Origin of the sequence: Mesobacillus jeotgali, from assembly GCF_900166585.1 — a bacterium.
Classification (GTDB): Bacteria; Bacillota; Bacilli; order Bacillales; family Cytobacillaceae; genus Mesobacillus; species Mesobacillus jeotgali_A.
Map to the genome: position 1 here is coordinate 297,466 of NZ_FVZC01000009.1, position 25,468 is coordinate 322,933.

Annotated in this window: 26 protein-coding genes and 1 tRNA gene; 16 read left to right on the top strand and 11 right to left on the bottom strand. The window is 40.1% G+C overall.

All coding sequences use genetic code 11. From position 1 onward, the window contains the following. The first annotated feature begins 13 nt into the window (after window positions 1-13). The 4 genes from spoVAE (at window position 14) to B5X77_RS11515 (ending at window position 1,734) form a co-directional block, all read left to right on the top strand. Complete coding sequence (spoVAE, locus tag B5X77_RS11500) at window positions 14-370, top strand: stage V sporulation protein AE (RefSeq protein WP_079508132.1); 357 nt, start codon at window positions 14-16, stop codon at window positions 368-370. Window positions 371-393: 23 nt separating this feature from the next. Next, on the top strand, window positions 394-1,104 hold the full coding sequence (locus B5X77_RS11505) for a DUF421 domain-containing protein (RefSeq protein WP_079508133.1): 711 nt from the start codon (window positions 394-396) through the stop codon (window positions 1,102-1,104). Between the two features lie 99 nt (window positions 1,105-1,203). Then, window positions 1,204-1,335 carry a YjcZ family sporulation protein gene (locus B5X77_RS11510; RefSeq protein WP_079508134.1) on the top strand — a complete coding sequence of 44 codons (132 nt, stop codon included), beginning with the start codon at window positions 1,204-1,206 and terminating at the stop codon, window positions 1,333-1,335. Between the two features lie 144 nt (window positions 1,336-1,479). Next, on the top strand, window positions 1,480-1,734 hold the full coding sequence (locus B5X77_RS11515) for a sporulation-specific transcription regulator SpoVIF (RefSeq protein WP_079508135.1): 255 nt from the start codon (window positions 1,480-1,482) through the stop codon (window positions 1,732-1,734). 145 nt (window positions 1,735-1,879) lie between these two features. Here B5X77_RS11515 and B5X77_RS11520 read toward each other — a convergent pair whose 3' ends face one another. After that, a complete protein-coding gene (locus tag B5X77_RS11520; protein ID WP_079508136.1) occupies window positions 1,880-4,165 on the bottom strand; it encodes a UvrD-helicase domain-containing protein in 2,286 nt (761 codons plus the stop codon). A gap of 229 nt (window positions 4,166-4,394) precedes the next feature. On the opposite strand from B5X77_RS11520, the gene B5X77_RS11525 reads away from it, so the two are divergent. Further along, on the top strand, window positions 4,395-4,727 hold the full coding sequence (locus tag B5X77_RS11525; protein ID WP_079508137.1) for a hypothetical protein: 333 nt from the start codon (window positions 4,395-4,397) through the stop codon (window positions 4,725-4,727). Window positions 4,728-4,792: 65 nt separating this feature from the next. On the opposite strand, the gene B5X77_RS11530 is transcribed toward B5X77_RS11525, so the two are convergent. The 3 genes from B5X77_RS11530 to B5X77_RS11540 all read right to left on the bottom strand — a co-directional run bounded on the left by B5X77_RS11530 (window position 4,793) and on the right by B5X77_RS11540 (window position 6,576). Next, a complete protein-coding gene (locus B5X77_RS11530) occupies window positions 4,793-5,218 on the bottom strand; it encodes a GNAT family N-acetyltransferase (RefSeq protein WP_079508138.1) in 426 nt (141 codons plus the stop codon). A gap of 6 nt (window positions 5,219-5,224) precedes the next feature. Beyond that, complete coding sequence (locus B5X77_RS11535) at window positions 5,225-5,734, bottom strand: YjcG family protein (RefSeq protein ID WP_079508139.1); 510 nt, start codon at window positions 5,732-5,734, stop codon at window positions 5,225-5,227. A 113-nt stretch (window positions 5,735-5,847) separates the two neighbouring features. Further along, complete coding sequence (locus tag B5X77_RS11540; RefSeq protein WP_079508140.1) at window positions 5,848-6,576, bottom strand: alpha/beta hydrolase; 729 nt, start codon at window positions 6,574-6,576, stop codon at window positions 5,848-5,850. Between the two features lie 189 nt (window positions 6,577-6,765). On the opposite strand from B5X77_RS11540, the gene B5X77_RS11545 reads away from it, so the two are divergent. The 3 genes from B5X77_RS11545 to B5X77_RS11555 all read left to right on the top strand — a co-directional run bounded on the left by B5X77_RS11545 (window position 6,766) and on the right by B5X77_RS11555 (window position 10,418). Further along, window positions 6,766-7,758 carry a TAXI family TRAP transporter solute-binding subunit gene (locus B5X77_RS11545; protein ID WP_079508141.1) on the top strand — a complete coding sequence of 331 codons (993 nt, stop codon included), beginning with the start codon at window positions 6,766-6,768 and terminating at the stop codon, window positions 7,756-7,758. 181 nt (window positions 7,759-7,939) lie between these two features. After that, window positions 7,940-8,473, top strand: coding sequence for a DUF1850 domain-containing protein (locus tag B5X77_RS11550; RefSeq protein WP_079508142.1), 534 nt, complete (start codon window positions 7,940-7,942; stop codon window positions 8,471-8,473). Between the two features lie 34 nt (window positions 8,474-8,507). After that, window positions 8,508-10,418, top strand: a complete 1,911-nt coding sequence (locus B5X77_RS11555; protein WP_079510209.1) for a TRAP transporter permease — start codon at window positions 8,508-8,510, stop codon at window positions 10,416-10,418. A 35-nt stretch (window positions 10,419-10,453) separates the two neighbouring features. On the opposite strand, the gene B5X77_RS11560 is transcribed toward B5X77_RS11555, so the two are convergent. Further along, window positions 10,454-10,675: a WYL domain-containing protein gene (locus tag B5X77_RS11560; protein WP_079508143.1), complete on the bottom strand. Its 222-nt coding sequence runs from the start codon at window positions 10,673-10,675 to the stop codon at window positions 10,454-10,456. Between the two features lie 126 nt (window positions 10,676-10,801). On the opposite strand from B5X77_RS11560, the gene B5X77_RS11565 reads away from it, so the two are divergent. The 4 genes from B5X77_RS11565 to B5X77_RS11580 all read left to right on the top strand — a co-directional run bounded on the left by B5X77_RS11565 (window position 10,802) and on the right by B5X77_RS11580 (window position 13,740). After that, entirely contained in the window at window positions 10,802-11,416 is a 615-nt protein-coding gene (locus tag B5X77_RS11565; protein WP_257391795.1) for an NUDIX hydrolase, read from the top strand. Between the two features lie 92 nt (window positions 11,417-11,508). Beyond that, window positions 11,509-11,581: transfer RNA gene (locus B5X77_RS11570), tRNA-Val, on the top strand. Between the two features lie 1,033 nt (window positions 11,582-12,614). Then, window positions 12,615-13,004: a cupredoxin domain-containing protein gene (locus B5X77_RS11575; RefSeq protein WP_079508145.1), complete on the top strand. Its 390-nt coding sequence runs from the start codon at window positions 12,615-12,617 to the stop codon at window positions 13,002-13,004. A gap of 178 nt (window positions 13,005-13,182) precedes the next feature. After that, window positions 13,183-13,740, top strand: coding sequence for a hypothetical protein (locus tag B5X77_RS11580; RefSeq protein ID WP_079508146.1), 558 nt, complete (start codon window positions 13,183-13,185; stop codon window positions 13,738-13,740). A 269-nt stretch (window positions 13,741-14,009) separates the two neighbouring features. On the opposite strand, the gene B5X77_RS11585 is transcribed toward B5X77_RS11580, so the two are convergent. After that, the gene (locus B5X77_RS11585) at window positions 14,010-15,413 is read right to left on the bottom strand and encodes a PQQ-dependent sugar dehydrogenase (RefSeq protein WP_079508147.1); all 1,404 of its coding nucleotides are present in this window, start codon (window positions 15,411-15,413) and stop codon (window positions 14,010-14,012) included. 362 nt (window positions 15,414-15,775) lie between these two features. Here B5X77_RS11585 and B5X77_RS11590 point away from each other — a divergent pair, with 362 nt between their 5' ends. Continuing rightward, window positions 15,776-17,371 (top strand): acetolactate synthase large subunit, encoded by a 1,596-nt coding sequence (locus tag B5X77_RS11590; protein ID WP_079508148.1) that lies wholly within the window; start codon window positions 15,776-15,778, stop codon window positions 17,369-17,371. Window positions 17,372-17,901: 530 nt separating this feature from the next. On the opposite strand, the gene B5X77_RS11595 is transcribed toward B5X77_RS11590, so the two are convergent. After that, window positions 17,902-18,756, bottom strand: a complete 855-nt coding sequence (locus tag B5X77_RS11595; protein WP_079508149.1) for a manganese catalase — start codon at window positions 18,754-18,756, stop codon at window positions 17,902-17,904. A 326-nt stretch (window positions 18,757-19,082) separates the two neighbouring features. Here B5X77_RS11595 and B5X77_RS11600 point away from each other — a divergent pair, with 326 nt between their 5' ends. After that, window positions 19,083-20,081, top strand: coding sequence for a DUF2515 domain-containing protein (locus B5X77_RS11600; protein ID WP_257391883.1), 999 nt, complete (start codon window positions 19,083-19,085; stop codon window positions 20,079-20,081). Window positions 20,082-20,202: 121 nt separating this feature from the next. On the opposite strand, the gene B5X77_RS11605 is transcribed toward B5X77_RS11600, so the two are convergent. Continuing rightward, window positions 20,203-20,775: a hypothetical protein gene (locus tag B5X77_RS11605; RefSeq protein WP_079508150.1), complete on the bottom strand. Its 573-nt coding sequence runs from the start codon at window positions 20,773-20,775 to the stop codon at window positions 20,203-20,205. 205 nt (window positions 20,776-20,980) lie between these two features. Between B5X77_RS11605 and B5X77_RS23035 the strand changes: the two genes are divergently transcribed. Then, the gene (locus tag B5X77_RS23035; RefSeq protein WP_176167305.1) at window positions 20,981-21,133 is read left to right on the top strand and encodes a YfhE family protein; all 153 of its coding nucleotides are present in this window, start codon (window positions 20,981-20,983) and stop codon (window positions 21,131-21,133) included. A gap of 96 nt (window positions 21,134-21,229) precedes the next feature. Here B5X77_RS23035 and B5X77_RS11610 read toward each other — a convergent pair whose 3' ends face one another. Then, window positions 21,230-21,709, bottom strand: a complete 480-nt coding sequence (locus B5X77_RS11610; RefSeq protein WP_079508151.1) for a hypothetical protein — start codon at window positions 21,707-21,709, stop codon at window positions 21,230-21,232. A 411-nt stretch (window positions 21,710-22,120) separates the two neighbouring features. Here B5X77_RS11610 and B5X77_RS11615 point away from each other — a divergent pair, with 411 nt between their 5' ends. Further along, window positions 22,121-22,363: a hypothetical protein gene (locus B5X77_RS11615; protein WP_079508152.1), complete on the top strand. Its 243-nt coding sequence runs from the start codon at window positions 22,121-22,123 to the stop codon at window positions 22,361-22,363. A 237-nt stretch (window positions 22,364-22,600) separates the two neighbouring features. Here the strand turns inward: B5X77_RS11615 and B5X77_RS11620 are convergent, their stop codons facing one another. Both B5X77_RS11620 and B5X77_RS11625 read right to left on the bottom strand, forming a co-directional pair. Next, window positions 22,601-24,961, bottom strand: a complete 2,361-nt coding sequence (locus tag B5X77_RS11620) for an FdhF/YdeP family oxidoreductase (RefSeq protein WP_079508153.1) — start codon at window positions 24,959-24,961, stop codon at window positions 22,601-22,603. A 122-nt stretch (window positions 24,962-25,083) separates the two neighbouring features. Continuing rightward, entirely contained in the window at window positions 25,084-25,443 is a 360-nt protein-coding gene (locus tag B5X77_RS11625) for a Na-translocating system protein MpsC family protein (RefSeq protein ID WP_079508154.1), read from the bottom strand. Window positions 25,444-25,468 lie beyond the last annotated feature (25 nt).

Genomic DNA, 25,468 nt, shown 5'->3' on the forward strand with positions numbered 1-25,468 from the left:
AGGAGGAAACACATTGCTGCCAATGTTCTTCTGGGCATTTATTATTGGAGGATTAATATGTGTATTTGGCCAGTTGCTGTTCGATATTGCCAAATTGACACCAGGCCATACTATGAGTTTACTGGTGGTACTTGGGGCGATCCTTGATGGCTTTGGACTTTATGAACCCTTAATTGACTTTGCAGGAGCGGGCGCTACGATTCCTATCACAAGCTTTGGAAATTCGCTCGTTCACGGTGCATTGCAGGAAGCGGAGCAGCACGGTCTGGTCGGCGTTCTGACTGGTATGTTCGAAATTACAAGCTCAGGTATATCCGCTGCTGTTATATTCGGTTTTATCGGGGCATTGATCTTTAAACCTAAAGGCTGATTCCAGAGTTAAGGGATGATCCAATGCCGGATATCTTTAATACCATCATACGGTCTATCTTGCTGATCATTGGCTTGTTCATCATTACAAAGCTTCTTGGCAAAAAGCAGTTATCAAGTCTGTCATTTTTTGAATATATTGTCGGGATTACTGTTGGAGATATTGCAGGGACATTATCAATGGATCCAGACCTCAGCCTTGGGGACGGAGTTGCCAGCATGATTGTCTGGTCATTCGTCCCGTTTGCTATTTCAGTTATCTCTTTAAGAAACAGGAAATTTCGAAGGATTGTAGAAGGAAAATCAACAACATTTATTGAAAATGGAAATATAATCGAAAAAAACTTGCGTAAGGAAAAATACAGTATTGATGAACTTTTGGAACAGCTGCGCAAAAAAAGTGTTTTCAAAGTGGCAGATGTTGAATTTGCGAGCCTTGATTCAAATGGAGAACTGAGTGTTTTATTAAAAAAAGCTAAACAGCCGCTATCCAATGAAGATATCTATGCAAAAGTCGAAAAAGAGTCGGTACCAGTGTCGGTTTACATGGATGGAAAGGTAATTGAGGAAAACCTCAGGCAGGCAGGGGTCGATAGAATGAGCCTGAACAAAAAAATTCAGGAAAAAGGGTATGAACCGCAAGACATTTTTTATGCAGAGATGGACTCGAATGGTGATATAAGTATTGATCTTTACGATAAAGAAATAGCAAGGCCTGATTCAGATCTCGATTAATTTCGATCCAACTTTTATACATGATGGGGGCTCGCCCATACAAATGCCGTACACCTTACATATATTGCTATTGAGTAATAAAAAGTGAGGTGAAGAAGAATGGGCTACGGTTTTGGCGGCTTTTGCGGCGGTGGCTACGGCTATGGCGGTGGTTACTATGGTTCAACATTCGTTTTGATCGTCGTATTGTTCATTTTGTTGATTATTGTAGGAGCAAGCTTCTACAACTAATTGAAAAGCACTGTGAAAGCTGTTCCGCATTGGAACAGCTTTCGCTTTGCTATTAAGGGCTAATAAATCATCCAAGCACTGTCTATCACCATTTTCACCTTCCTTCATACAATAGAGTAGTTAAAGAAGGAGGCATGAATTTATATGGATAATAATTTTTTCAAGAACATAGAAAAGAAAACTGGCGTAAATATGAAGGATGTTTTTGAACTTGCTAATTCACTTCAAAATGCGAACTTTAAAGATGAAAAGACTGTAAGGGGCGTAATCCGCCGTGTTTCGCAATTGGCCAATAAGCCGGTAAACAAAGAAATGGAAGACAAGATTGTGGAATCCATTGTTAAGGATGGAAAACAGCTTGATTTCGGACAGATTTCAAAGATGATTAACAAGAAATGATGACATTCTTAAATGCCAAATCAGGACCTGAGTTTAAATCCCCAGGTCCTGATTTGGCATGTATCTTTTTAAAGTAACTGATAGTTACTTGTCGTTCCGCTGGAGTAATCAATGGAAAGGCCCACTTGCAGGCCTTTTCAAAAAATCAAATTCTCCCTAAAAAGCGGGAAGGGTTTGCTTTCCTGCCCCGCCTTCTCTGTGGGACAGAAATAAACAGTTTTTTTTCTGCCCTGGTTACTGCTACATAAAGCAGGCGCCGCTCTTCCTCAAGTGGCTGGCGGTCTCCATTCCTGTAGGCTTCCAGTGCGTAGTCATGCGGGATGCTCCCGTCAACTGTTCCGATAATATAAACATTTTCGTACTCCAAACCTTTTGACCGGTGGATGGTGCTCAGTGTAATCGCGTCGGTCATTAACTTGCTGCTGCGTTTGATTTCGCTGTTCATGGCGATCATGTGGTCAGCATGATCAATGAACTCGGCTAGAGTTTTAAAGTTCCGGGCTGCCACTTTTAAGTCCCGGATATCATCGGAACCTTTTTCTAGCTGGTTGCCCTCGTTACCGCGTTTTTTTATGAAGTCCTGGTACCCCAGATCCTTTTCTACAATATCAATTGCAGCAACCGGTGACATGGATGACAGGGAGCTGACGATCGGGATTAGCCTCTTCAATTTTTGTTCCTGAAAGGAGTGCCCAGTTTTCACGTAGGTAAGGGCATCAAGCATGGAACAATCATTAAGGATGCTATTCGCTTGTAAATCCCGGAAAATCGACTGCTTTAAAAAGAGCGATGGAAGAATATTTTTAATCGCCTCAGAATTATCGGGATTCAGGCTAAGCCTCAAAAAGGAAAGCATACCTTTTACCATGAAACGCTCATAGAACGATTCGATATCCTGGTCCAGCCGGAAAGGAAGACTGGAGTTGGCTAACCTTTCAAATACTGCCCTGCTTGCAGCATTGGTCCTGAATAAAATAGCAAAATCAGCAGGTCGCTCTCCCTGTTCAATCCGTTCCTGGATGTCTGTCAGTATCATCGTAGCTTCCTCTTCTTCGTCATAAGGATGAAAGATGACTGGAGGACACTCACCTGAGTATTGGGCGCGCATTTCTTTTTCCTGGCGCATAAGATTAGCCGAAATAAGTGTGTTGGCAGTTTCCACAATTTCATGAGGAGATCGATAATTTTGATTTAGGATGATTACTTCTGTATTTTTAAAATCTGATTTGAAGTTTAACAAGTATGCAGGGTCACTGCCACGGAAGGAGTAGATCGACTGGTCGTCATCCCCAACCGCGCAAACATTTCCATGTTTACTAGAAAGCATCTTTACGAGCTCATATTGAACTTTATTTATATCCTGGAACTCATCGATTAGAAAATAATGAAAACGATTTTGATAATTTTCCAGAATCGAAGGCTGTTCTTTAAATAGCTTATAACAACCAAGAAGCATATCATCAAAATCAAATAAATTCTGTTTGTCTTTAGCAGCTTCATAGTCTTTATAAAGCAATGCAACCTTTTCTTCCCATGGAGACTCTGGCCTAACTTCATTGGGCATGATCATCGTATTTTTCCACAAACCGATTTGCTGGAGAGCGAGGTCATAGGCAAACTCTTTATCATCAAGCTGAAGCTTTCTCCCGGCTTCCTTCAAGATTTGTTCTCGTTGCCATTCTTTTTTCATCAGCTTGTCTGATGACCATTTCTCACGTTCATGATAACAGAGAATCCGGTAGAAGATGCTATGGAACGTACCAGATACCAGCTGGTTTACTTTGGCTGGTGACATTGCTGGATAATGAGCAATCCGCTTCTTCATTTCGGCAGCAGCCTTTGCGGTGAAGGTTACAAGCATGACCGAACCTGGATTGATTTTCTTTTCTTCAAGCATGAAAGCAGTTCTCGCGGTAAGGACCCTTGTCTTGCCGCTTCCAGCTCCTGCTAAAATCAATAATGGTCCATCTGTTGCCGTAACGGCTTTTTCCTGATTGCCATCAAAATGGATTCCGGCTTGTTTAAGCTGTTTTATGTAATCCAACTTTATTCCTGGTTTTGCTGGCGGAAGCGGGGTAAAGGGTGAAGGCACTTTGATTTCCCGAGGGAAAATGAATTTCTCTTCGATTTCTGCCTCTGCAGTTATAGAGCGGGATTTCGGGATTTTGAAACCATTTCGCTCGATATATTCTTGTTTCTCGGGAGCCTGTATCGATGGCATAGGTAAACTCTTTTCCTGGCAGTCTTCCTTTCCCGAAAGGTGATGATAGAAGTGGGGTTTTTCCTGAATCCCAAGATAAAGGCGAACAGGGCTTCCGCATACCGAACAGGAAAGCATTCCCTTCTTCCCATCATCATAAAGCTTTTGAAATTCACTTCGATTATATTGTTCAAGGCTAATTACCTGTTGGTTATACTTAGCTGTTTTCATATTTCCCCTCATTCCGGATGAAAAATAGCACAATCTTTATCATACCAGAATAGAATTTCTAACAAAAGGTGTTTTCAGCCGAGAAAAGATAACATATAGGATTTTTGTTATCTCAGCAGGCTGCAAAAAGAAAAATATAAAAATAGCAGTTTAATACGGTCATAAACAGGGAAAAAGGAAAGAAGGTTATAGTGAGGAATTAAAAAACGGTAAATTGGGGGATATTAAAATGGGATACATTCTTCCAGTGACAAACTATCAATACATACAATATGCTGAGCGAGAAATCGGGTTAGACTATGACCCATATATGATTAATAGAGTCAACAGAATCCGGAAAGAAGACCCTGTGTTAAAGGGCCAGGAACAACAGGAGCAAGCAGCAGCACCGATGCAAGATCGGAAGGAACAGCAGGCCGTGGCACGGATGCAGCTGGCAGCATCAGAAACCAGCTTCCCTCGTATCGACAGGGTCTATAAGAAAAAAGTAAATCCTTTAGTGGTAAACCAGGCATATGCAGAAATTACTGGCAAAGGAAGGCACTACAGCGAGTCAATTTAAATAAGCTGTAGTGCTTTTTATATTTAAAAGCAAACCCCCATTCTAATTAGAATGGGGGTTTAAACTTATATGGATTTTTTCATCGTCTTATGTGGGATGCCGGCATCCATAAATTCGTCTGAAATCGTTTCATACCCCAGCTTGCTGTAAAAGGGGATGGCGTGTGTCTGTGCATTCAATTTCAGTGTTCTAATTCCTTTTGAACTGGCATAATCCTCGATTTTATTCATGACTGCGACACCAGCTCCAGTTTTACGGTTTTCTTTTAGGACACAAATCCGTTCACCCTTACCGACTCCGTCCAATACACGAAATCTTCCAGCCCCAGCCGCTTTTCCGTAATCATCATATAACACAAAATGAACGGATTCTGATTCAAATTGATCGATTTCTTCTTCTTCAGGTACGTTCTGTTCATAAATAAATACTGTTTTACGCACATCAAATGCATCTGCTAACTCTTGTTCGCTGTTTACAATTTTTACTTCCACGATTGTTTATTCCTTTCCAAGTCTATATGTTTCATATACTGTCCATGAGCCGTTGTCCAACTGGTAAAGCAGGTGGATCCGGTCAGCAGTATCTTCAAATTCGACTTTTGTCATTCTCAATGATCCATAAACATCTGAATGCTCGTCATCTGACATTTTCTGTCCGATAGTGATATGTGGAACAAAGTTATACTCCTGGTTTCCATCAAATGCTGAATTAAGCTGATTATGCAGAGTATCTAAATCTTCAGGTGATTCAACCTTCAGGTAAATGACGTTATTCACGGGCTTAAAGGAGCCAATCTTAGTGACCTTCAAGCTGACTGGATTGAAATTCCTGGAAATTAAATCAATTTTATTAGCAATTTCCTTGATTTCTTCTTCTGTCGCTTCAAAGGAAGATTTTAAAGTAATGTGTGGCGGAATTAACGCATAGTGTGGATCATAGCGCCTTCTCATTGAATTTGCGTAATCCTGGATCTTCTTTGATGGAAAAATGACAATACCGAATTTCATCGCAGGTACCCCCGTTTCATTATAGTGATGCATCTCGTATTGACGAGAAAACCCAAATTATGATTTACCATTCATTATAGCAAATTTTCGCAATATATAATATAAAGAAGCATTTATAAAGAAAACATTCGTTTAATTGCCTTCTTCAGATTAGGCTGCCAATAGGTCCATGTGTGGTCTCCGCTAAATTCTTCGTAAAAGTATCCAAAACCTTTTTCTTTGAATAACTTAGATAACTCTCTATTTGGAGTCAGGAAATCTTTGTTTTTGGATGAAGATGTCTTCACAATTGTTTCTTGCTCACCGATTGTATGATAAATGTTCAGCAATTCAGGCTGGCTGAAACCCTCTACAGCTGAAAATACATCCTCATTAACAAAAGGTGATTGCAGCAGCACTTTTCCGAAAGTATGCGGGTATTGGAGAGCCGCCAGCAGTGAAATTGTACCAGCCAGAGAATCGCCGATCAATGCGCGTCCCATTCCCATTTGGTACGTAGGATATTGTTCATCCAAATAAGGGACAAGTTCATGAGCCAGAAAACGGATATAGGCTTGATTCTGCTCCCCTTTTGGGTGATATTTTCTCCGCCGATCCTCGACTGACTCATAGGGGATTCCAACGATGATGACGTTTTCAATTTCTTTGTTCCCAAGAAACTCGTCAGCAATCCTGCCAATCCGTCCTAGCTGGAAATAATCGCGCCCATCCTGTGCGATCAGCAAAGAATATTTATATAAGGGGGAATAGTTGGCAGGCAGGTATACCAGCAACGTAATTTTTTCTCCCAGCTCCTTACTTTGGAGCGTGATTTCTTCAATTTTGCCCATAGGAAAATCCATATTTACCTCCAAATGTCGAACTTAAAAATATTCTTTTATCTATCAACACGATTTTAGCATATGTGTTTCGAAAAAGCTTTTCAGGTAATCTATCGAGAAATTTAAATAGCAAGTAATTTTTTTGACAATTGTGTGAAGTCTTATGTTAAGATTATGTTGAAAAATTCTAAATAATAAGGGGGAAATCTGATGAAAAAAAGAAAGTTAATTTTGTTCGCGGCATTGATGCTTGTTCTTTCAATGGTTCTTGCAGCATGCGGAGGCGGCTCTGAAGAAAAGGGCGGCGAGGGACAAAAAGAAGAAAAACCAAAATTCATGAGCATCCTTACTGGTGGGACAGGGGGTACATACTTCCCGTTGGGTGGCGCATTTGCCAACATTGTTACTGACGCAACTGGGATTGATACGAATGCTGAAACTACAGGAGCTTCTGCGGAAAACATGCAGAGCATTAAAGACGATAAAGGTGAAATCGCATTCACACAAACTGATATTGCTTCCTATGCAACAGAAGGAAAACTTATGTTTGACGGAAATGCGATTGACAATATCAAAGCAATTGGCACACTATATCCTGAAACAATCCAAATCGTAACTACAGAAAAGTCAGGAATCAAAACGGTCGAGGATCTAAAAGGCAAGAAGGTTTCAATTGGTGCACCGGGATCTGGTACTGCAGCTAATGCCGAGCAAATCCTTGAGGTATATGGCATGACACTTGATGATATTGAGAAGCAAGATTTGAGCTTTGATGAATCAGTCAGCGGTATTAAAGATGGAAATATCGATGCTGCGTTTGTAACTGCTGGACATCCGACTGCTGCTGTAGAAGAACTTTCTGCTACAGACAAAGTTGTCATAGTACCTGTAGATGCTGATAAAGCCGATAAGCTTATTGAAAAATATCCATATTATACTAAAGAAGAAATCGCTAGCGGAACTTATAAAATTGGTGCGGCAGTTCCAACTGTTGCAGTTCAGGCAATGCTTGTTGTAAAAGCAGAGCTTTCTAATGATGTTGTCTATGATATCACGAAGGCTATTTTTGAGAATCTTGATAAGGTTCAACATGCAAAAGCAAAACAAATCAAACCTGAAAATGCTTTGAATGGCGTTGGAATTGATGTTCACCCAGGAGCTCAAAAGTATTTTGATGAAAAGGGAATCAAGGCTTCGGAGTAATAGATAGACATTGACCGGACAAAACCCTTTAAACAGGGCTCTGTCCGGTCAATTCCTATTCTGCTCTTATTGAGTTCCAGCTGAATTCTGCGAAAGGAAGACCGAAATTTCATCCGGTCTTTTTTATTCTTTAATAATTAACCTCTATAATTGGACAATAGACGGGCGAGGCAGGATTAAAATGAAATCAATTAAGAAGAGTTATCTCTTCGTTCTGTTGTTCCTCTTTCTCTTTTTGGCGATAATTTTCTTATACATACCTTCTAAACAAGCTCTTGTTTTTGTTGAGCCGGACCGAGATAAAATTCTATGCTTTGTTCCAATCTCGGCCGGTGAAACCTTCAAGATAAAATATAAGCACTCTATCCATCTTACAGATGTCATTGAAAGCTATCAAATTACGGAGCAAAAGGAAATCCGCCAATATGAATTGGAGTACGAGGACTTTGCAATCGGAATGCCGTCAGAAGTTGCAGAAGGTGAAACCTTTGAAATGAAGGATGGCAAATACTATATAAAAAATATGAACAGAAGGTTCGAGCAATTCATCCTGCGTGTCGGTAAGGTCCGTGCTAACCATACTTTTGTTCAGGGCCATATATCCTTCCCGCTAACAAAAGCAATTGAGCCAGGGACCAGGGTAAGGATACAGGTGAAAAAAATAAATATTTTACAGCAAATGGAAGGAGTGAATATCCTTGAGCACAACAAATAATGAAACATTAACACTCGAACAGCAGCAGGAGTTGATGGAAAAATATGACCCAGAAGCTGCTTCAAGGAAACTAAAAGGAATATTGGGGATGGTTGTATTTATCTTATTGCTGACATTCTCATTGTTCCAGCTATACACTTCGATATTCGGTGTATTGACTGCACAGCTTCAGCGATCTATCCATTTAGGATTTGCACTTGCACTAATATTCCTTTTGTTTCCAGCGCGCAAAAAAAATCTTTCGAAAAATAAAGTTGCCTGGTATGATATCGTTTTAGCACTGGTTGCGGTCGCTGTTGGAGCTTATTGGCCTTTAATGATAGACGAGCTGGTAAACAGGGTAGGAAGACTTACACCAGTTGATTTTTATATTGGACTAGCAGCAATCTTACTCGTTCTTGAAGCTACCAGAAGAACAGTAGGACTGCCAATTATGATTATTGCGGCCTTATTCATGGTGTATGCATTGTACGGTCCTTATATGCCGGGATTCCTGGCACACCGTGGACTGGATGTTGACAGCTTGATCCAAACGATGTTCTTTACAACCGAGGGGATTCTTGGAACGCCCCTGGGTGTATCGTCCACGTTTATCTTCTTATTTTTGCTGTTTGGTTCATTCCTTGAAAAAACAGGTGTTGGCCAATACTTTAATGATCTAGCTGTGTTTATTGCAGGAAAGAGAATTGGCGGACCTGCGAAGGTTGCTATTTTTTCCAGTGCTTTACAAGGGACCATAAGCGGAAGCTCGGTTGCTAACGTCGTTCAATCTGGAGCTTTTACTATTCCGATGATGAAAAAATTAGGATACGGAAAAGAATTCTCCGGGGCTGTAGAAGCTTCTGCTTCAACAGGCGGCCAGCTGATGCCTCCAATTATGGGCGCTGCTGCTTTCTTGATGGTTGAATTTATTGGCGGTGGGATCAGTTATTGGGACATTGCGAAAGCAGCAGCTATTCCTGCTGTTCTGTATTTTACAGGAATTTGGATCATGACACATTTTGAAGCAAAAAGGGTTGGGCTTAGAGGATTAAGAGATGACGAAATCCCTGGGAAGAAAGAAATCATTTCCAAACTTTATTTGCTTGTTCCCATTGTGGCTATCATGATCCTGATGTTATCTGGAATGAGTGTCATGAGATCTGCCATTTGGAGTATCGTGATTACGGTAGTTGTGAGTGCGATTAGAAAAGAAACACGAGTAGGATTTAAAGGTATTATAGCAGCCCTTGTAGACGGTGCCCGTTCTGCACTTGGCGTTGTAGCTGCAACAGCAGCAGCTGGTATTATTGTAGGTGTTGTAACCAAGACGGGTTTAGGGTTGAAACTTGCAAATGGTCTTTTGGATCTTGCTGGCGGAGCTTTAATCCCTACCTTGATCTTTACTATGATTGCCTCCCTGATTCTAGGAATGGGTTCACCAACAACTGCAAACTATGTTATCACTTCAACTATTGCAGCCCCGGCAATCATAATGCTTGGTGTACCGGATTTGTCAGCACATCTCTTTGTTTTCTATTTTGGAATCATCGCAGATATAACGCCACCTGTAGCCCTAGCTGCATTTGCCGCAGCCGGTGTATCAGGCGGTGAACCTTTAAAAACAGGTATCATGTCTTCAAAACTAGCGATTGCTGCGTTTATCATTCCTTACATTTTTGTTCTGTCACCACAAATGCTGATGATTGATACAACCTGGTATGAGTTGATTTGGGTAGTCTTTACTGCGTTATCAGGAATGATATTAATCGGAGCAGGTATCATAGGGCATTGGTTAAGGGGCTTGTTCTGGTATGAAAGAGTTATAGCCATTATCGGAGGATTGCTGCTGATATATCCAGAGAAAATTTCCGATATAATTGGTCTTGGTTCGTTTGTATTAATAATTGCATTGCAATTACTGATCAAAAGAAATAATACCCCTAAGCCAAGTACAGCGAGTTGATTTTTAAGAAGTCCTCATTCCGGGGGCTTCTTTTTTTAACTGGTCTTGAGGAATTGCCTTTTTTCTGGCATGACGGATAGGATGTTGTCAACTTTGAATAAACGTTCATCATTTCTAAGGAAACAGAATGCTTTAACATAATTGCCCCTTATCTCTTTGACAATAATTCTTCGCTGTGTAATCTGGTTATTGGCTGCAAAATAAATCATTTCAACCGGATGGCTTTCTTTTAGTGATTTTTCTAAAAGGAAATTCATATGGATCCACTCCTTATATTTTATAATTTTATTATACCCGAACATTCGTTCTTTATTCAATTATTTTAGAACATTCGTTCGTTGTTTTGGTAAATGGATAGTGGTATAATCTGGAATGGAGGTGTAATGATGGAAAGTGAGATGCTTAAGATTTTTAATCAACAGGGGAGCTGTTTGGGGACCGCTCCGAGATTTGAGGTTCATAAAGCTGGCCACTGGCATGAGACATTTCATTGCTGGTTTACAGAGAGGATAAACGGAGAGGACTTTCTTTATTTTCAAGTTCGGAGTTCCGCTAAGAAAGATTATTCCGGTTTGCTGGATATCACGGCCGCGGGGCATATACTGGCGCATGAAAATCCACTGGATGGCCTGAGGGAAGTGAAGGAGGAACTTGGCATCGACCTTGCCTTTGAGGAGCCATTAGGTACGATTAGAGATTCTCTAATCAGTCCGGAATTCATTGATCGAGAGATATGCCATGTTTTCCTGTACAAGGGACATCAGCCTTTTGAAAAATTCCAGCTGCAAAAGGAAGAGGTCTCTGGAATCATGGTCGCAAGTATGACTGATTTTGAAGATCTATGGTTTGACAAAGCGAGAGAAGTAATGCTTAAAGGTTTCCTGGTAAGTGAGGAAGGCGAAAAGAAACCAAAAGAGATGCTGGTCTCCAAAAAGGACTTCGTACCACATGAAGATGAATATATTAAAAGGATAATCCAGAAGATAAGAATGACATAATCCAGGTATTTTTTATGGGAAAATTATTGACATTATGCTGAATTCAGTATATATTAATAAATGTCCTCATCAGACAGGACAAACTTAAAAACGATTCCTTAGCTCAGCTGGGAGAGCGCTACCTTGACAGGGTAGAGGTCGCTGGTTCGAACCCAGTAGGAATCATACTTTTTGAAAAGCCCCCTCCCTTATATCATAAGGGAGGGGTTCCGTTTTCGGGTGCTTTCATATTAATAGACACAGGAATTGACGTATGAATTGGCATACGTCTTTTTCTTTATTTATCAAGGTTTCTACGGTTTGACATATCAATTGACATCATTATTATGAATGACAATAAGTATTGTACACTTAAAAAGAGGGGCAAAACTTCTGTCATTTGCAATGCCGTTTTAAGTACCAGTTTTATTGATCCTTATAAGCTAGTCGATAATAAGCTGCGGATTTCCGCCTCTAGGATCAAGAGGGCCCGCACTTATCGGTTGGGAGATCAGGTTAAGCGCCAGAGCTGATAAGTAGACGGAATAATTCCGCTTAATTAGTAATTAATATTAAAAAAGGCTGAAATAGACGGAGAGATTCCGCCTATTGACTCGAAAAATTCGAAAATGGGTGATTTTGCTGTGCATAAGCGGAAAACCTTCCCTTATTTAGCCCGAATTCAAGCTCCATTCTGAATTTAACCGGAAAATCTCCGCTTATTTTACTTTTGCTGGGCTTCGATAAAGGACAAGACATCTTTTTTAAAAGATTACGATGAAAGTGAGGTTTTATTTAAATAAGGTTTTGGTATGCCTAATAAAAGTACTCGCCAATTTTACTACGGCGAATTTTACTTTTTTATTTACCAATAATGTTGCCAATACAACTGTCATTTCGGCACATATTTTAAAAAAAGCACCTCAAAACGGAACGGTTTAATATCATAAGAGAGGGGGTTTTTTTTGTTTCTGTTTTGCTCCATTGGTCTTTCTTCTGTTTTTTACAAAAAGTGGCCATGGGTCGTCAAATGGGCGATCTATGTTTTATGCACTATAAAAAAATGTGTGGTCAAAAATGTTCAGTTAAGCTCATGCTTAACTGGGCTTTTTTACTTATTAACCACTGCTATTATATCTTTTTGGTACTCCCTGTTAATTTAGAGTGATAATTTCATATAACTTAGAAAAAAATAAGGATATGAAAGGAGGGATCACAAATGTCTGCGAAAAAGTGGATTACTGGATGTATCGTTTTTCTTGCAATGTTTATGGTTGTGGCAACTATAGGCGCAGAAGGCGGTTTTGCCGTGTCTGATGTTGTAACTAAACCAATGGAGAATGTTAAGGTGATTGAAGTAGAGTTGAATGATGATTACTTTAATCCGAAAGTTATCACGATTCCAAACGGAACAACTACAACATTGAAATTAATAAACAAAGGGAAGAAAGAGCACACCTTTACAGTGGAAAAGCTTGGGATTGACATCGAGCTCCAGCCCGGAAAAGAAAAAAACATTTCCGTGAAACCGGAACAGAACGGTACTTATGAACTGATATGTCGCTATCATTTCCAGGAAGGAATGGTTGGGAAAGTAATTGTTAAATAAAAAGCAGGTCCAATAATGAATGAGCACCCTAAAGGTTAGAGTGTATTCTGACTTTTGGGGGCACATCATTATAAGGCCTGCTTTCTTTTGTTTAAGGTAGTAAGAATAGGTTCACTTCTAATAAATGATAAATATAATGTTTGGTAAGGATATCATTTAACATGAGGTGGAAAGGTGAATGTTTTTTAAGCCTATTTCTGAAGAAGTGCATTTAACTCAACTAATATTCAACAAACGAAAAAAAACCATGAAGCTTATTTTGGGGGCACTTTTTGCCTGTATTGCTGCGATCCTGCAGGCTGCAGGTGGCCTTCTACCAGGTATAGGATTATTTTTTAGTCCATTCGCCACTGCACCTATTTTGTTATGTTCTATGTTATCCATTCCACTTGGACTAATGTCCTACTTTCTGACCATTATATTATTATTTATCCTGCAGCCAAGTGAATTAATTGTATTTCCATTTACAACAGGATTGTTAGGACTTGGCATAGGAGCATCATTTTACTTTTTTAGGAAGAGACTAAGCATTATTACTTCAGGTACAATTCTTTTAAGTTCCGGAATGATGATTCTTTTATATATTTTCCACTTTCCCGTTCTAGGCCCATCCGTCCCTGATTCCTTTTCTTTACTTACAACCGCAGGGATCATTTTGCTTGCTTTTCTTTATAGCTGGATGTGGGTTGAAATTGCTTTACACATGTTTAAAAGACTAAAAATGTTTATAAGTTAGTTTTTCCTCAAATCAACACATTATTGCCAGGTAGGTATAAGTCCAGGAACAGTCTTTGTTGATATATGATACAGGATATTTTTGATTTTTTAAAAGGTATACGGGAGTTAGCCTAGAAACTTATATGAGAGAAAATTGCGATATCAACTCATTCTATGTTCCGCACCTGGATAAACAAACAACCAAGGGAGCCTAATCGCTTCCTTGGTTTTATTTATGCTTAATTTAATTCTTAATATCCCTGTAAGATATGTTCCTGAATTTATGAATCACGGAATGATTTCAAAAACAGTACCTTGGTTAAAGTCAGTCACTTTCATCGAGCTATAAACCCCTAAATATAATCTTGTCTGGTCTAGATTCGCTCCCAGACTTACATAATAAGCAGATTCCGATCCGAAATTATAATCAGTTTCAATAACATTATAATCATTTAGTTTACAATCTGGCCTTACCCTCGTATAAGCTAAAACCCCTTTAACTGGAGTTCTCGATTCTTCCCTGCGGGCTAAGTCGGTAAATACAACACTTCCATTCAAAGCGGGGATCGCTTTCCCCATATATGGATGGACTCCTGTAAGGGCAGTTCCCTCGAACTTATCGGGCCGAGGGTCTCTATGATAATAATTAGTTAATGGCTGAATCCGCTTAACTGCTGTCTCAATTGCTTCACTGTAATAAACAACGGTTTTATCATCCAAATTCGAATTTGCAGAGCAGACATTCATAATCGAAGTAGGAAAAGCGCCCTCCCATCCTCGCCATCCAAAGTTAATAGAGATTTCCTGTGCGGGGCTAGAGTTCATTAAAAGCTCAGTAACCGGTATCGGTTTATAATGAATGAATGAAAAAATCGATTCAACTATATCCTGTCCGACAATTCCCGCATATTTAATATAATGATTATAATATCTTTGAAATGATATCCCTGGTATATTGCGTACTCCTTTGGCAATTACCGTAAGTATTTCCTGAATTGGTGCAGGCAGTTCATTAAAACGAGTAACTACGTGCTGATTATCGAAAGATGTATTTTTAGCTATATCGATTTCAATTATTTTACCGGCAATTTCCATATCGTCCTGACTCAAATTAAATGGATCATAGCCTAAACCGCCATCTCCTGTAGTTAAAACTAGCTTTCCTGTTTCAGGTGAAAAGTTTAAGCTATTGACACCATTATGATTAAAAAATGGCCTTCTTAAGTTGAGTAATGTACGTCGTTTTTTAGGCTGTCCATTCGCATGCAGAATCCATTCTTCTACTGTATCTATATGATCAAATTGAGTTTCTCTATTAACCCATTTTCGATTTATAGTTTTTGGATCACAAGGGTCAGGCATTGAAGTTTCAGGAAGGGCACCGGGGCCTTGTGTTCCAGCTACTGAATAATGAAGATAGAACAAACCGTTGTAATTAAACTGTGGATGAAATGCAAGGCCTAATAATCCCCGTTCATCATAGCCACCGCCTCGAACCCCCAATTTAATAACTTGCGAGCGGATATCTAAAAAAGTTTTAATAGCTCCGTTACCTATATAAAAGATTTCTCCAATTTGGGTTGCAATAAATAATCTTTCAATCGAGTCTCCCGGTAAAATGGCAGTTTTCAAAACAGTGGGTAAGTTTATTTTACTTACAATCGGTTGTAAATTCACCTTTACTCTTTCCATATAACTTTTCACCTCTTCTTATTGATTTTTTTATAAGAATATGGCTGGAAATTCTCTCTTAGTACCACAATAGGTCATAGAGTATGGCAAGGCCTTGCACCGTTATAGAACACAAGAACGATATGGGTAAGGGTATATGAGAAACTAATTAGGCATGTGTTTTACCTAAATCATTTGCGGTCTCCTTGCCTTATCCAACCGAGAAAACGTAGAAACAACTCAATAGCATTTCGCTCTTTTCGCAAAGCTGTAATGAATGCTATCATACAGCTTTTTGGTTTTTTTGAAATTTACAAGTTCCCTTGAATGAATCACATATCAGAGGAAACCATTAAATTAGTACACATTTTTGGAGGGGAATTATGAAAACTTCTGATTTGCTTGTTCAATGTTTGGAAACGGAAGGCGTAAGATGCGTTTTTGGGATATTCGGCAAGGAAGTATTAGATATTGCAGACTCATTGTCGAGATCAACATCAATCCAATATGTTCCTGTTCGCCACGAGCAGGGTGCAGCATTTATGGCCGATGTATATGGGAGGGTATCGGGAAAACCTGGCGTTTGCCTGGCTACCCTTGGTCCTGGTGCCACAAATTTATTAACAGGTGTGGCAAGTGCCACATTGGATGGCTCACCTGTTGTAGCGATAACTGGGCAAGCTGGGATGGAAAGACAGCATAAACAGACTCATCAATTTATTGATGTAGTGAAAATCTTTGAACCAGTAACGAAATGGTCAGTGCAAATTAAACAGTCAGAAACGGTTCCAGAAATTATCCATAACGCTTTTCGGAAAGCAGAAAGTGAAAAACCTGGAGCCGTGCTTGTAGAGTTACCAGAGAACCTGGCATCAGAGGCTATTTCCAGAAAAGCTATGTTTAAAAGATCTGCTCCAAGTGTCGTCCCGTCGATGAAGGAAATCGAAGAAACAGAATTAATTCTTAAACAGTGTCAAAAACCTTTTATCCTCATTGGAAACGGCGTAATTAGGCAAGGGGCTAGCGAGGCCTTCCAAACTTTTGCTGAAAAGCTTAAAATACCAGTAGCAAACAGCTTTATGGCCAAAGGGGTCTTGCCAAAAAGTCATCCTCTTAATTACTTTACCTTTGGATTCAAAGAGAATGATTTAGTATCAGAGGGAATAGTTGAGGCAGATCTGCTTATTGTGATTGGAATGGACATGATTGAAAGCCTTCCGAAAGACTGGAATAAAAATAAGGTTCCCGTTGTGCATATTCATTCTCGGGAGGCTGAGTGCGATGAATATTATCCTGTATGCAGTCAATTGATTGGTGATTTGGAACAAATCTTTAAGCTTCTGATAAATAGGGATATAGTTTCTAAAGAGTGGGTTCCCGCCAACAGTCTCAAAGAAAGGATATTGCAGGACAGCCAAGCATTCTGGAATGAAGAAACGATAAGTAGACAGCCTCTAACAACCAGGAATATTCTCCATGTAATAGAAAAGCATACTGACAAAAACACCATTGTCCTATCTGATGTTGGTGAACACAAAATGAAAATAGCACGTCACTTCCATCCTGACTGGCCAGGGCAATTAATCATTTCAAATGGGCTTGCATCCATGGGAATCGCGTTGCCAGGATCGATAGGGGCAAAATTGGCTGGGCCAGAAAAGAAAGTTATATGTATAACAGGAGATGGAGGACTCTTGATGAACGTGGGGGAAATTGAAACGGCAAAAAGATTAGGATTAGCTTTTGTGATCATTTGTTTGAATGATTCGATGCTGAAGATTGAAAAACAGATGATGGAAAAAAAGTTTGGCCACAGTTATGGTGTAAGTTTCAGCAATCCGGATTTTGTTCAACTGGCAGAGAGCTTTGGGATAAAGGGTGTAAGGGCGAATGACCTTAAGGAACTTGACAACCTTCTTGCCCATGAAGTCTCATCACAGGAAGGAATTGTATTGATTGATGTACCAATCAGTGAGTAAAATATTCACATTTATCAGTATAAGGATTGAACTTATACTAATAACTTTTATGGGGCTAATAGCCAGTTGCACATGTATTGATAAGGTTTAACTGTCTCCCTTTTTTAATTGGATTTGCTTTAATAACTGTCTGATAAAACCCAAATCTGTCAGTATTTTAAATACTTTATGGAACAATATTTTTTGCTTGATTTTGACAGGGTGAGGTGGCTGGTTTGAACTCAGCAGGATTCAAAAAGCAGAAAGCCTGTATCAGTTATTTGTTACAGGCTTTTCTTTTCTTATAAACCGCCGCTAGCTAGCTGATGCCTTAACTGGCCTGTTTTTAATTTAGGCTCTTTTCTCAAACTTTGTTGCTATTGACTGCAAAATAGGATGGAATTATTTAAGTTTCTTCACAAAGTAACGCTTAATAAGAGAAAAGAGCTTGCCAACTTAGTACCGACCTGCAAAATAGCTTTTATCACGTTAAAATCGGCTTTAGGATTTTAACAACAATCTTTACGAAAACAGCCTTAATTTAATAACCGCTACATCATGTTAGGCGGCATATGGCCATCCTTCATCACTGCTGGGAGGGTGTCATGGATATAAGGAGGAGCGGGTTTAAGTTTAGGCTTTGGTCCGAACGGAACCGGGTTCTGGACATATTGGAAGGTTCCTAAGCCATCCATGCTAGGTCCGCTTGCCCATCTGCCGGAGGCACTTTCGTCTCCTTCTGAAAAGTTGAAGAGTACATAAGATACTTCCTGTTTTTCCAGATGTTTCGGGAATGTACTTGGTACCACCACATTTTCTTTTGCTTCCAATTCCTTTATAGCCGCAATCCACTGATTTTGGTGCATGGTATCCCTTGCCAGCAGCCATGCAAGCATATCCCTTACACCAGGGTCGGTCGTTTCATTATACAATCGGGCAACCTGCAGTCTTCCTTGTGATTCAGCATTCAGATTAGCCCTGAAGTCTGCAAGGAGATTGCCGCTTGCAATGATATAATCGGCTGTCCAGCGGTTTCCAACACTGTCAGCAGGCATTGCTCCAAGTCCCGATACAATGACATGCTGTGGATTCATTCCTCCCAGGATCGCCTTCATCATCGGATCCTTAGCGGCTTCCTCCTGAGCCCCAACAGGCGCTCCATCCAAAAGTCTGGCAATCATAGTCGAAAGCATTTCAATATGGGCAAGCTCTTCTGTTCCTGTATCCATTAGAAGATCGCGATATTTCCCATCACCGCGGGTGTTCCATCCCTGAAACAAATATTGAAGGGCAACTGAAATTTCCCCGAATTGTCCGCCAAGCACTTCCTGTAGTTTTTTTGCATAGACAGGATCGGGCCTTTCGGGCTTTGCTTGATATTGTAACTCTTTTATATGATAAAACATCAAATTCCTCCCCAAAACATATTTCACTACCTACTATCCTATGGGCTTTTGCCGGTAAGGTAACTTGAACCACAGAAGAATTTATATTTATAACCAATTCTTCTAGAATCATTCTGCATCATTTATTAGCAAAAACAGCAATAGAATGGAAGGGGAGTATAAATTGCCTGTTCTTCAGTACAGAGAAGGGGGAATGAAAAATTCACTTTTTTTACAGAAAAGGAACAACGCAGATTGATATTATTAAAGATCGATTGATAAAAATGCAACAAAAGGGCTTTACAAAGAAACCCTCAGCGGAAGAAAGAAAAATCATTAATACAATAATGGTGAAGACGGAGGAACTGAACCAAAACAATGTTACCAGGACAAAGGCATATCTGGATTTCTATTTAAGGCATCCAGAAATCCATTGGGCTTTCCTTGCACATATGGTCTCCCGCAATGGGGGCTGGAGCATGACCGATTTGAAGGGGGAGCTTTTATCAAGATTGCTGTCGAGAAAGGAAAAACAGTCTTATTTTTCTTTTCTGGAAAGAGGGAATTGGCTTATATTCCAGGATGCCTTTCCTCAGCTGCTTCTGTATGAAGAAAGTATCAAGAGGAAGGAACCGTTGTTTTCCCTGCTTCGTTACTTTAATGTTTCATTCTTCATGGAAACAATATGGGATTACTGCTGGAGGACTCCAGATTCCGCAATTCTGACAACAGCCCTTATTATCAATGAACAAAACTATATTGAAAAGAGAGTAATCCAGAACCAAACCTTTATCAAAGAAGTATTCAAAACACTTGAGTTTGAATTGCAGGAGTTGTTGTCATTAAATCATATTTTGTTTCCATATATAGATTATGGAATTCTAAAGCTTGCCGGACAGGCAGTGAACCAGTTTGAATCCTTGCCTGAACGGATACGGCTGGGGAAGAGGCTATACACAATTTTATTTGAAAAGGATCTATTGATTAAGGCAGTGGAATGGGCTAAAGAACACACTCACACTGGCTCAAGAATGGATTATTGGCCTCACATTTTCAGCCATGTGAATGAGGGCATTCCCAGCCTGCAATACAAAAAGAAATTGAAGACCTGCAAGCTGCGGGCAGGAGCGAGGAGAATCTATAGCCCGAGTCTGAAGAATGCCTGGAAAAATGTTGAACATGAAGATGCCGGCCATAACGAATGGTTCAGTGACTTTCGTATTTTGGATTATTTAAAGGACAAGGAAGAACCGTTGATTGGGAATATTGAATATGATTACTGTCAGGCTTTAGAGAAACTGGAAATGGCTGCATTTACGAAAAAAGTTCTGTCGATATTGGATTAGGCCATGTTATCAAATAAGCGCTTGGGTAATTCCTGAGCGCACCTTCTTATATGAAAATGCTGCGAATCGTTTTTATAAAAGGTCTGTCAAACAATCTATTTTTGCACCGTATAGTTTGATTTTACTTATGATTCATGTGTTGCTGTGGCTCCTGTAAATGCTGAAGATCTGCAATCCATTGGGATCCTAAAAAGCTGCCTGATAAAAGATATATTGAAAGCAAAACAAAAGAGATTGCTGGCTTGATAAGGTCCCTTTTTGACTTAATCGATGAGGAATCAGATAGCAGGATTCTAAAAAGAAATAAGGCTGAAAGTGTAATCGTTAAAAAAATGTTAATCATGATGAGTGCCTTTTCAGGCAAGAGCATTTCACCCAGCATAGCCCCCATCATGCCACCCATAATACCGGACATAAGCCCCTCAATTGAGGAGAGAGTATTGAATAAAGCTCCTAATATGCTGCCACATACAGCCCCTATCAACATGGAAAGCAGGGTGGAACTAAACATGTCGCCGCGATAAACAGCTCCAAGCAGGATGCCTGTTGTTAACCCTATATTCATTCCCAGGTACATTGAGATAATCATCCCGCTCATGCCAGACAGAGAAGGCCTGTAGTTGCGCACCAATATAATGGAAACAAGTAAGACGGTTAAAAGAGTGAAAAATACATAAGCATTGAAAATGACCATGGACTGTCCTCCTTTTCACCATCATATGAAAATGGAGATAAGACCATGCTAGATTACGGGAAGTCATAAAGGAAAAACACCGCAACCGCAGCTGGGCTCTATAGCTTACTATGGTTACAGGGGATATTCTCTAGTTTATATCATTGTATGAAGGGTACGGACATAATGGAGACAGAACTCAATTCAATAAAAGGAGGGAATGGAAATGGATAAAAACAAGGCTCCTAACAAAGGGTTGAATACTGACCAGAATAACGGATTGTCTGATACCCAGGAAGTACTTTATGCCAAGGAATTTTCAAGGGCAGTCAAAGCGGAAAATAGGTACAGAGAAGAAAATCAAAATAAAAAGAAATAATATGAGAGATATGGATGAAGAGACTTTCCTGCAGCCAGGAAAGTCTCTTATTTATATGGGTAAAAAAAGCCTCTGCAGTCACAGGGGCTTCTAAAATTAACCGGTCAGCTTTGGCCATTTATTATGTCGAAGGACTTTGTAAATGGATAGACCATCACTATAATTTTCGTTTCCGTAATCGACGGGTACTAATGAGAAAGTAGCAATCCAGACAGAGAAATAGGAATACCGAACAAAGAGCGTATGTGGTTCTATAATTCCTTTTGAAATAAGCAGGTTTAGCACCAGTACTGATCCAAGATTGAATATCACTCCTCCGGCATGTACTAAGAAGTGGGTAAAGCGATTATTCCATTTCAGTTGTTCATATTCACAAAAAGCATCTAAAAAATACATGCTATTTAAAATGAAAGGTCCTTTTTGGAAAATCTTTCGACCTCGGCCTAATGAGAAAATGAATTTCCCCCCAAACAGCCATGCAAAAAAGGAATGCCCTAATTCATGAATGAGTGATACGACAGGATAAATAAATAAAAGGGCTAAAAGAAAACCTAAAAAATCAGAAAAACCAAACATGAACTTCAAGTCTCCTTCAAAAAAGCTTATATTATCGATGTACAAGTTTTACCCGGGCAAAATGAAGATAAACGAACATTGAAGCTGAAAAATATTACATATCTTCCTTATTATTATCAGCGCATTTTTAATATGGCTCTTTTCTCAAACTTTGTTGCTATTGACTACAAAATAGGATGGAATTACTTAAGTTTCTTCACAATTAACGCTTAACAAGAGAAAAGAGCTTGCCAACTTAGTACCGACCTGCAAAATAGCTTTTATCACGTTAAAATCGGCTTTAGGATTTTAACAACAATCTTTACGAAAACAGCCTTTAATATAAATCTTAATAATAAATCAAAATTCGCCTATACCCTTAACCAGAGACAGAATAGGATAATACTGAACAAAAAAACAGGAGGGAAAAATATGTCCGAAAAAAAAGCAGGTAAGGTCATCCACGTTGACCACCTTACCATCCATGCTAAAGATGTGAAAATTATTAACGAACAATCTAGGGGTCATCACGAGGAAAGAAGGAATCCATGGAACTTTTTTGGTCCTCGAAGGAGACCTGGAAGAGATGTTGAGGAAGAGCATCATATGAAGTCAGAAAGCAGCTCTGAAGAGAGGGGCCATGAGGAAGGTCGCAGAGGCCCGAGATGGATGTAACAGGTTTTTAGAAAAGCTGAAAATAGAACAATAAACACCTGAACATTTGTTAAAAAACTTTGCTTTGACTGCTGAAAACTTGCTTTGAAACGTTTTTGCTTACATGTAAACTTCTATCAGCAAGTACAAAAAGAGTTGAAAATTGTTATTGGCTAACCTGTGTGAAAAACAAAACTTTCTATATAAAATAAAAACAGCTTGCGGACTTTACGGTCTGCAAGCTGCTTTTTGGGCATTTTAAGCCGGTGCATCAAGTTCATCATCTTCAATTCGCTTTTCATAGTGTTCAACATCTTTCCGGGCGTTGAAGCGGTCTGCCTTTTCAAGTGTGACAGTAATATTGTAGTCCGGAATACCGGCGTACTTTTCATAGCGTCCTCTTGGCAGCAGGAAGTTTCCTTCAGGGAAGTGCACCTGCACATTACCGCGCGATATGTCCACGAATTTTGCTCTTCCCTGGAAAACACCGAAGCCGTTGTAAAGAACTATTCCTTCTCCTTCAGCTATGCTAAGGTCCTGGGCATCTTCGGCATTCATCAAGACGTCATAGCGTCCAGCTCCATTAAGAGGATCGACCTCATTGTACACCATTGAATTAAATTGTTTTCCGCGTCTTGAGGTTACGATGAATTGGCCTTCCTTTTTGCCTAGATCCGGAATATCGACCGAAATCAGATTTCCTCTCCCATCTGGAGTTGGACAAATTCCATCTTCGCACAACCAGGCACCGCCCCATTGGAAAACATCGCCGGCTTTTTTCAGGTGTTGGATGCCGTTATAGTTAGGGTTGGCCTTCGCAATTTCATTCCTTATTTCCTGGGCATCTTGGAAGTCCACCAAGTGTGCTGTTTCAGGTTTGACCCGCTTGGCTAGATCAACGTAGATTTTCCATTCAGCACGTGCTTCTTCAACCTGGTTTTTATTGCCTTCGATTTCAGGACTGAAATAAACCATACGCTCAGTAGATGTGGATGTTCCTCCGCCCTCCTGCTCATAACGGGTTTTTGCAGGGAGGACAATGACAGCTTCCATCGCGTCTACCAGAGTAGAAGTATTTAAAATGATATCCTGGTGGACACGGATGTCCAATTCGGATAATGCTTTCTCGACAAAATTTGGATCTGGCATCGTTTCAAGGAAATTACCTCCAGAAAGATAGTACATTTTGATTTTTCGTTCATGATCTTCGGGGAGTAAAGTATTTTCCAGAGTAACCCCGACAATGTCGCCTTGCCATTCAGGAAGTTCAAATCCCCATAGGTCTTCAATGCGCTTAATGTTCTCTCCATAAAAATCTCCGCCAGGCAGAACGAAGGGATCCGCACCCATTTCACCGCTGCCTTGAACGGAAGAGTGTCCGCGGAATGGCATAAGGCCGGCATGCTTTCGGCCAAGGTGGCCTCGGAGCAACGCCAGGTTGGCCACTTGTGAAATGTTATCTGTTGCGAATGAGTGCATTGTTAAACCAAGGGCCCATGCATAAACGGCATTCTTGCTGTTAGCGAGCAGTTCCGCAAGTTCAATTATACGTTCTTTAGAAATGCCAGAGGAGGCTACAATCTCTTCCCAGCCTTGACTCTGAACTTTAGCTTTTAATTCTTGATATCCATTTACATGTTCCTTGACAAATTCATGGTTGATGGCAGAACCGTACATCATTTTCTCCATATCAAACCAGTGCTTCATGATTCCGTGCATAAAGGCGATATCCCCGCCAATATTGACCTGATAAAAGTCATCAGCAATCTTTGTTCCAAACAAGGCTGATTCAGGATTTGAAGGAATCCAATATTCATCCATTGCCGGCTCTTTATATGGATTGACGACGATTATTTTTGTTCCTTTTTTCTTTGCTTCAAGCATGTACTTAGATGAAACAGGGGAGCTGTTTGAAGCTACGCTGCCCCAGAATAGCAGAACGTCGGTTCCAATCCAATCCAGATAATTTGAAGTAGAAGCGCCCACACCAATAGAGCGTTTCAAAGCGGTTTTGGAAGGTGAATGGCAAATACGGCTGGCATTGTCAATATTATTGGTCCCAAGGAAACGGGATACTTTACCTGCAACATAGTAGGATTCATTTGTAATTCCACGGCTTGTAAGATAAAAAGCATATTGTTTTGGATCCAGCTTTTTCATCTTCTCTGCAATCATGTCCATTGCTTCATCCCAAGTAATACGAGAAAAACTCCGCTCGCCTTTTCTGCGGATCAAAGGGTAGGGGATGCGTCCTAATTTACGCAGCTGGGTACTGTCATATTTTCTTAGTTCATCAATGTCCGCATGCAGGATTTCCGGATTAATTGCCCCGGCAGTATTAAGCCTGAGGACGTTTAATCTGGTCGTACAAATATGGGGGCCGGTCAAAGTCTGGTCATGTAGTCCAGATACGCCAAGAGCGCATCCATCACATACTCCTTTGGTCAGGATGTTGGTCGCATAGCCAAAGTTATCCCGATTGTCCCAAAGTGTTTTCATGGTATCTCTTATATGTTTCGGCTTAACCTTGCCTAGTCCAAAAGGAATTGGGCTGACCCAGTGCTTGGGTGCAGGCATTGCCTCTTTTTTCTGTGGTCCTGGATGTTTTGTTTTTCCCATTGCAAACACTCCTATATACAATCTTTAATTCTATAAAAAAACCACCGTTAATCCTGAAACAATACCTTCAGGTTTAACGGTGGTTAGTCTTTAGCAGGGTCGCTGCCAAGTGCCATACCAAATCAGCTGTTGAATTTTTCCTGGATATCCTCTTCAAATACAAAGATGGACATTCCGAAATCTCGGTCGATATCGATATCTACAAAAAGTTCCACGAGCTTGCAGCCGAGGAATTCTTCCATTTCAACCGGAGGGTTTTTCCGATACATTTCTTTCACCATTTCCGTTCTGGCTGCCCGCAGTGCCTGCTTGCCTTCATTAGCAGATGCGATAAACTTCTCAACTGGTGAAAGATTCCCTTCCATTTCGCAAATTGCCCACTTCTTACAAAAGGTAGTGGTAATTTTGCTTGGGCCTTTACCCATATGTTTTTTACGGAAGGAACGTACCAAGTTACTGAATTCTGCCTCGTATTTATTCATAATATCCTCCTGTCATCCATACAGG

Excerpts from the sequence above, each read along its gene's own strand:
- B5X77_RS11505 (WP_079508133.1), top strand. The coding sequence starts at position 394 with ATGCCGGATATCTTTAATACCATCATACGGTCTATCTTGCTGATCATT.
- B5X77_RS11510 (WP_079508134.1), top strand. The coding sequence starts at position 1,204 with ATGGGCTACGGTTTTGGCGGCTTTTGCGGCGGTGGCTACGGCTATGGC.
- B5X77_RS11515 (WP_079508135.1), top strand. The coding sequence starts at position 1,480 with ATGGATAATAATTTTTTCAAGAACATAGAAAAGAAAACTGGCGTAAAT.
- B5X77_RS11520 (WP_079508136.1), bottom strand. The coding sequence starts at position 4,165 with ATGAAAACAGCTAAGTATAACCAACAGGTAATTAGCCTTGAACAATAT.
- B5X77_RS11525 (WP_079508137.1), top strand. The coding sequence starts at position 4,395 with ATGGGATACATTCTTCCAGTGACAAACTATCAATACATACAATATGCT.
- B5X77_RS11535 (WP_079508139.1), bottom strand. The coding sequence starts at position 5,734 with ATGAAATTCGGTATTGTCATTTTTCCATCAAAGAAGATCCAGGATTAC.
- B5X77_RS11540 (WP_079508140.1), bottom strand. The coding sequence starts at position 6,576 with ATGGATTTTCCTATGGGCAAAATTGAAGAAATCACGCTCCAAAGTAAG.
- B5X77_RS11545 (WP_079508141.1), top strand. The coding sequence starts at position 6,766 with ATGAAAAAAAGAAAGTTAATTTTGTTCGCGGCATTGATGCTTGTTCTT.
- B5X77_RS11550 (WP_079508142.1), top strand. The coding sequence starts at position 7,940 with ATGAAATCAATTAAGAAGAGTTATCTCTTCGTTCTGTTGTTCCTCTTT.
- B5X77_RS11555 (WP_079510209.1), top strand. The coding sequence starts at position 8,508 with ATGGAAAAATATGACCCAGAAGCTGCTTCAAGGAAACTAAAAGGAATA.
- B5X77_RS11560 (WP_079508143.1), bottom strand. The coding sequence starts at position 10,675 with ATGAATTTCCTTTTAGAAAAATCACTAAAAGAAAGCCATCCGGTTGAA.
- B5X77_RS11565 (WP_257391795.1), top strand. The coding sequence starts at position 10,802 with ATGATGGAAAGTGAGATGCTTAAGATTTTTAATCAACAGGGGAGCTGT.
- B5X77_RS11575 (WP_079508145.1), top strand. The coding sequence starts at position 12,615 with ATGTCTGCGAAAAAGTGGATTACTGGATGTATCGTTTTTCTTGCAATG.
- B5X77_RS11580 (WP_079508146.1), top strand. The coding sequence starts at position 13,183 with ATGTTTTTTAAGCCTATTTCTGAAGAAGTGCATTTAACTCAACTAATA.
- B5X77_RS11585 (WP_079508147.1), bottom strand. The coding sequence starts at position 15,413 with ATGGAAAGAGTAAAGGTGAATTTACAACCGATTGTAAGTAAAATAAAC.
- B5X77_RS11590 (WP_079508148.1), top strand. The coding sequence starts at position 15,776 with ATGAAAACTTCTGATTTGCTTGTTCAATGTTTGGAAACGGAAGGCGTA.
- B5X77_RS11595 (WP_079508149.1), bottom strand. The coding sequence starts at position 18,756 with ATGTTTTATCATATAAAAGAGTTACAATATCAAGCAAAGCCCGAAAGG.
- B5X77_RS11600 (WP_257391883.1), top strand. The coding sequence starts at position 19,083 with ATGGTGAAGACGGAGGAACTGAACCAAAACAATGTTACCAGGACAAAG.
- B5X77_RS11605 (WP_079508150.1), bottom strand. The coding sequence starts at position 20,775 with ATGGTCATTTTCAATGCTTATGTATTTTTCACTCTTTTAACCGTCTTA.
- B5X77_RS23035 (WP_176167305.1), top strand. The coding sequence starts at position 20,981 with ATGGATAAAAACAAGGCTCCTAACAAAGGGTTGAATACTGACCAGAAT.
- B5X77_RS11610 (WP_079508151.1), bottom strand. The coding sequence starts at position 21,709 with ATGTTTGGTTTTTCTGATTTTTTAGGTTTTCTTTTAGCCCTTTTATTT.
- B5X77_RS11615 (WP_079508152.1), top strand. The coding sequence starts at position 22,121 with ATGTCCGAAAAAAAAGCAGGTAAGGTCATCCACGTTGACCACCTTACC.
- B5X77_RS11620 (WP_079508153.1), bottom strand. The coding sequence starts at position 24,961 with ATGGGAAAAACAAAACATCCAGGACCACAGAAAAAAGAGGCAATGCCT.
- B5X77_RS11625 (WP_079508154.1), bottom strand. The coding sequence starts at position 25,443 with ATGAATAAATACGAGGCAGAATTCAGTAACTTGGTACGTTCCTTCCGT.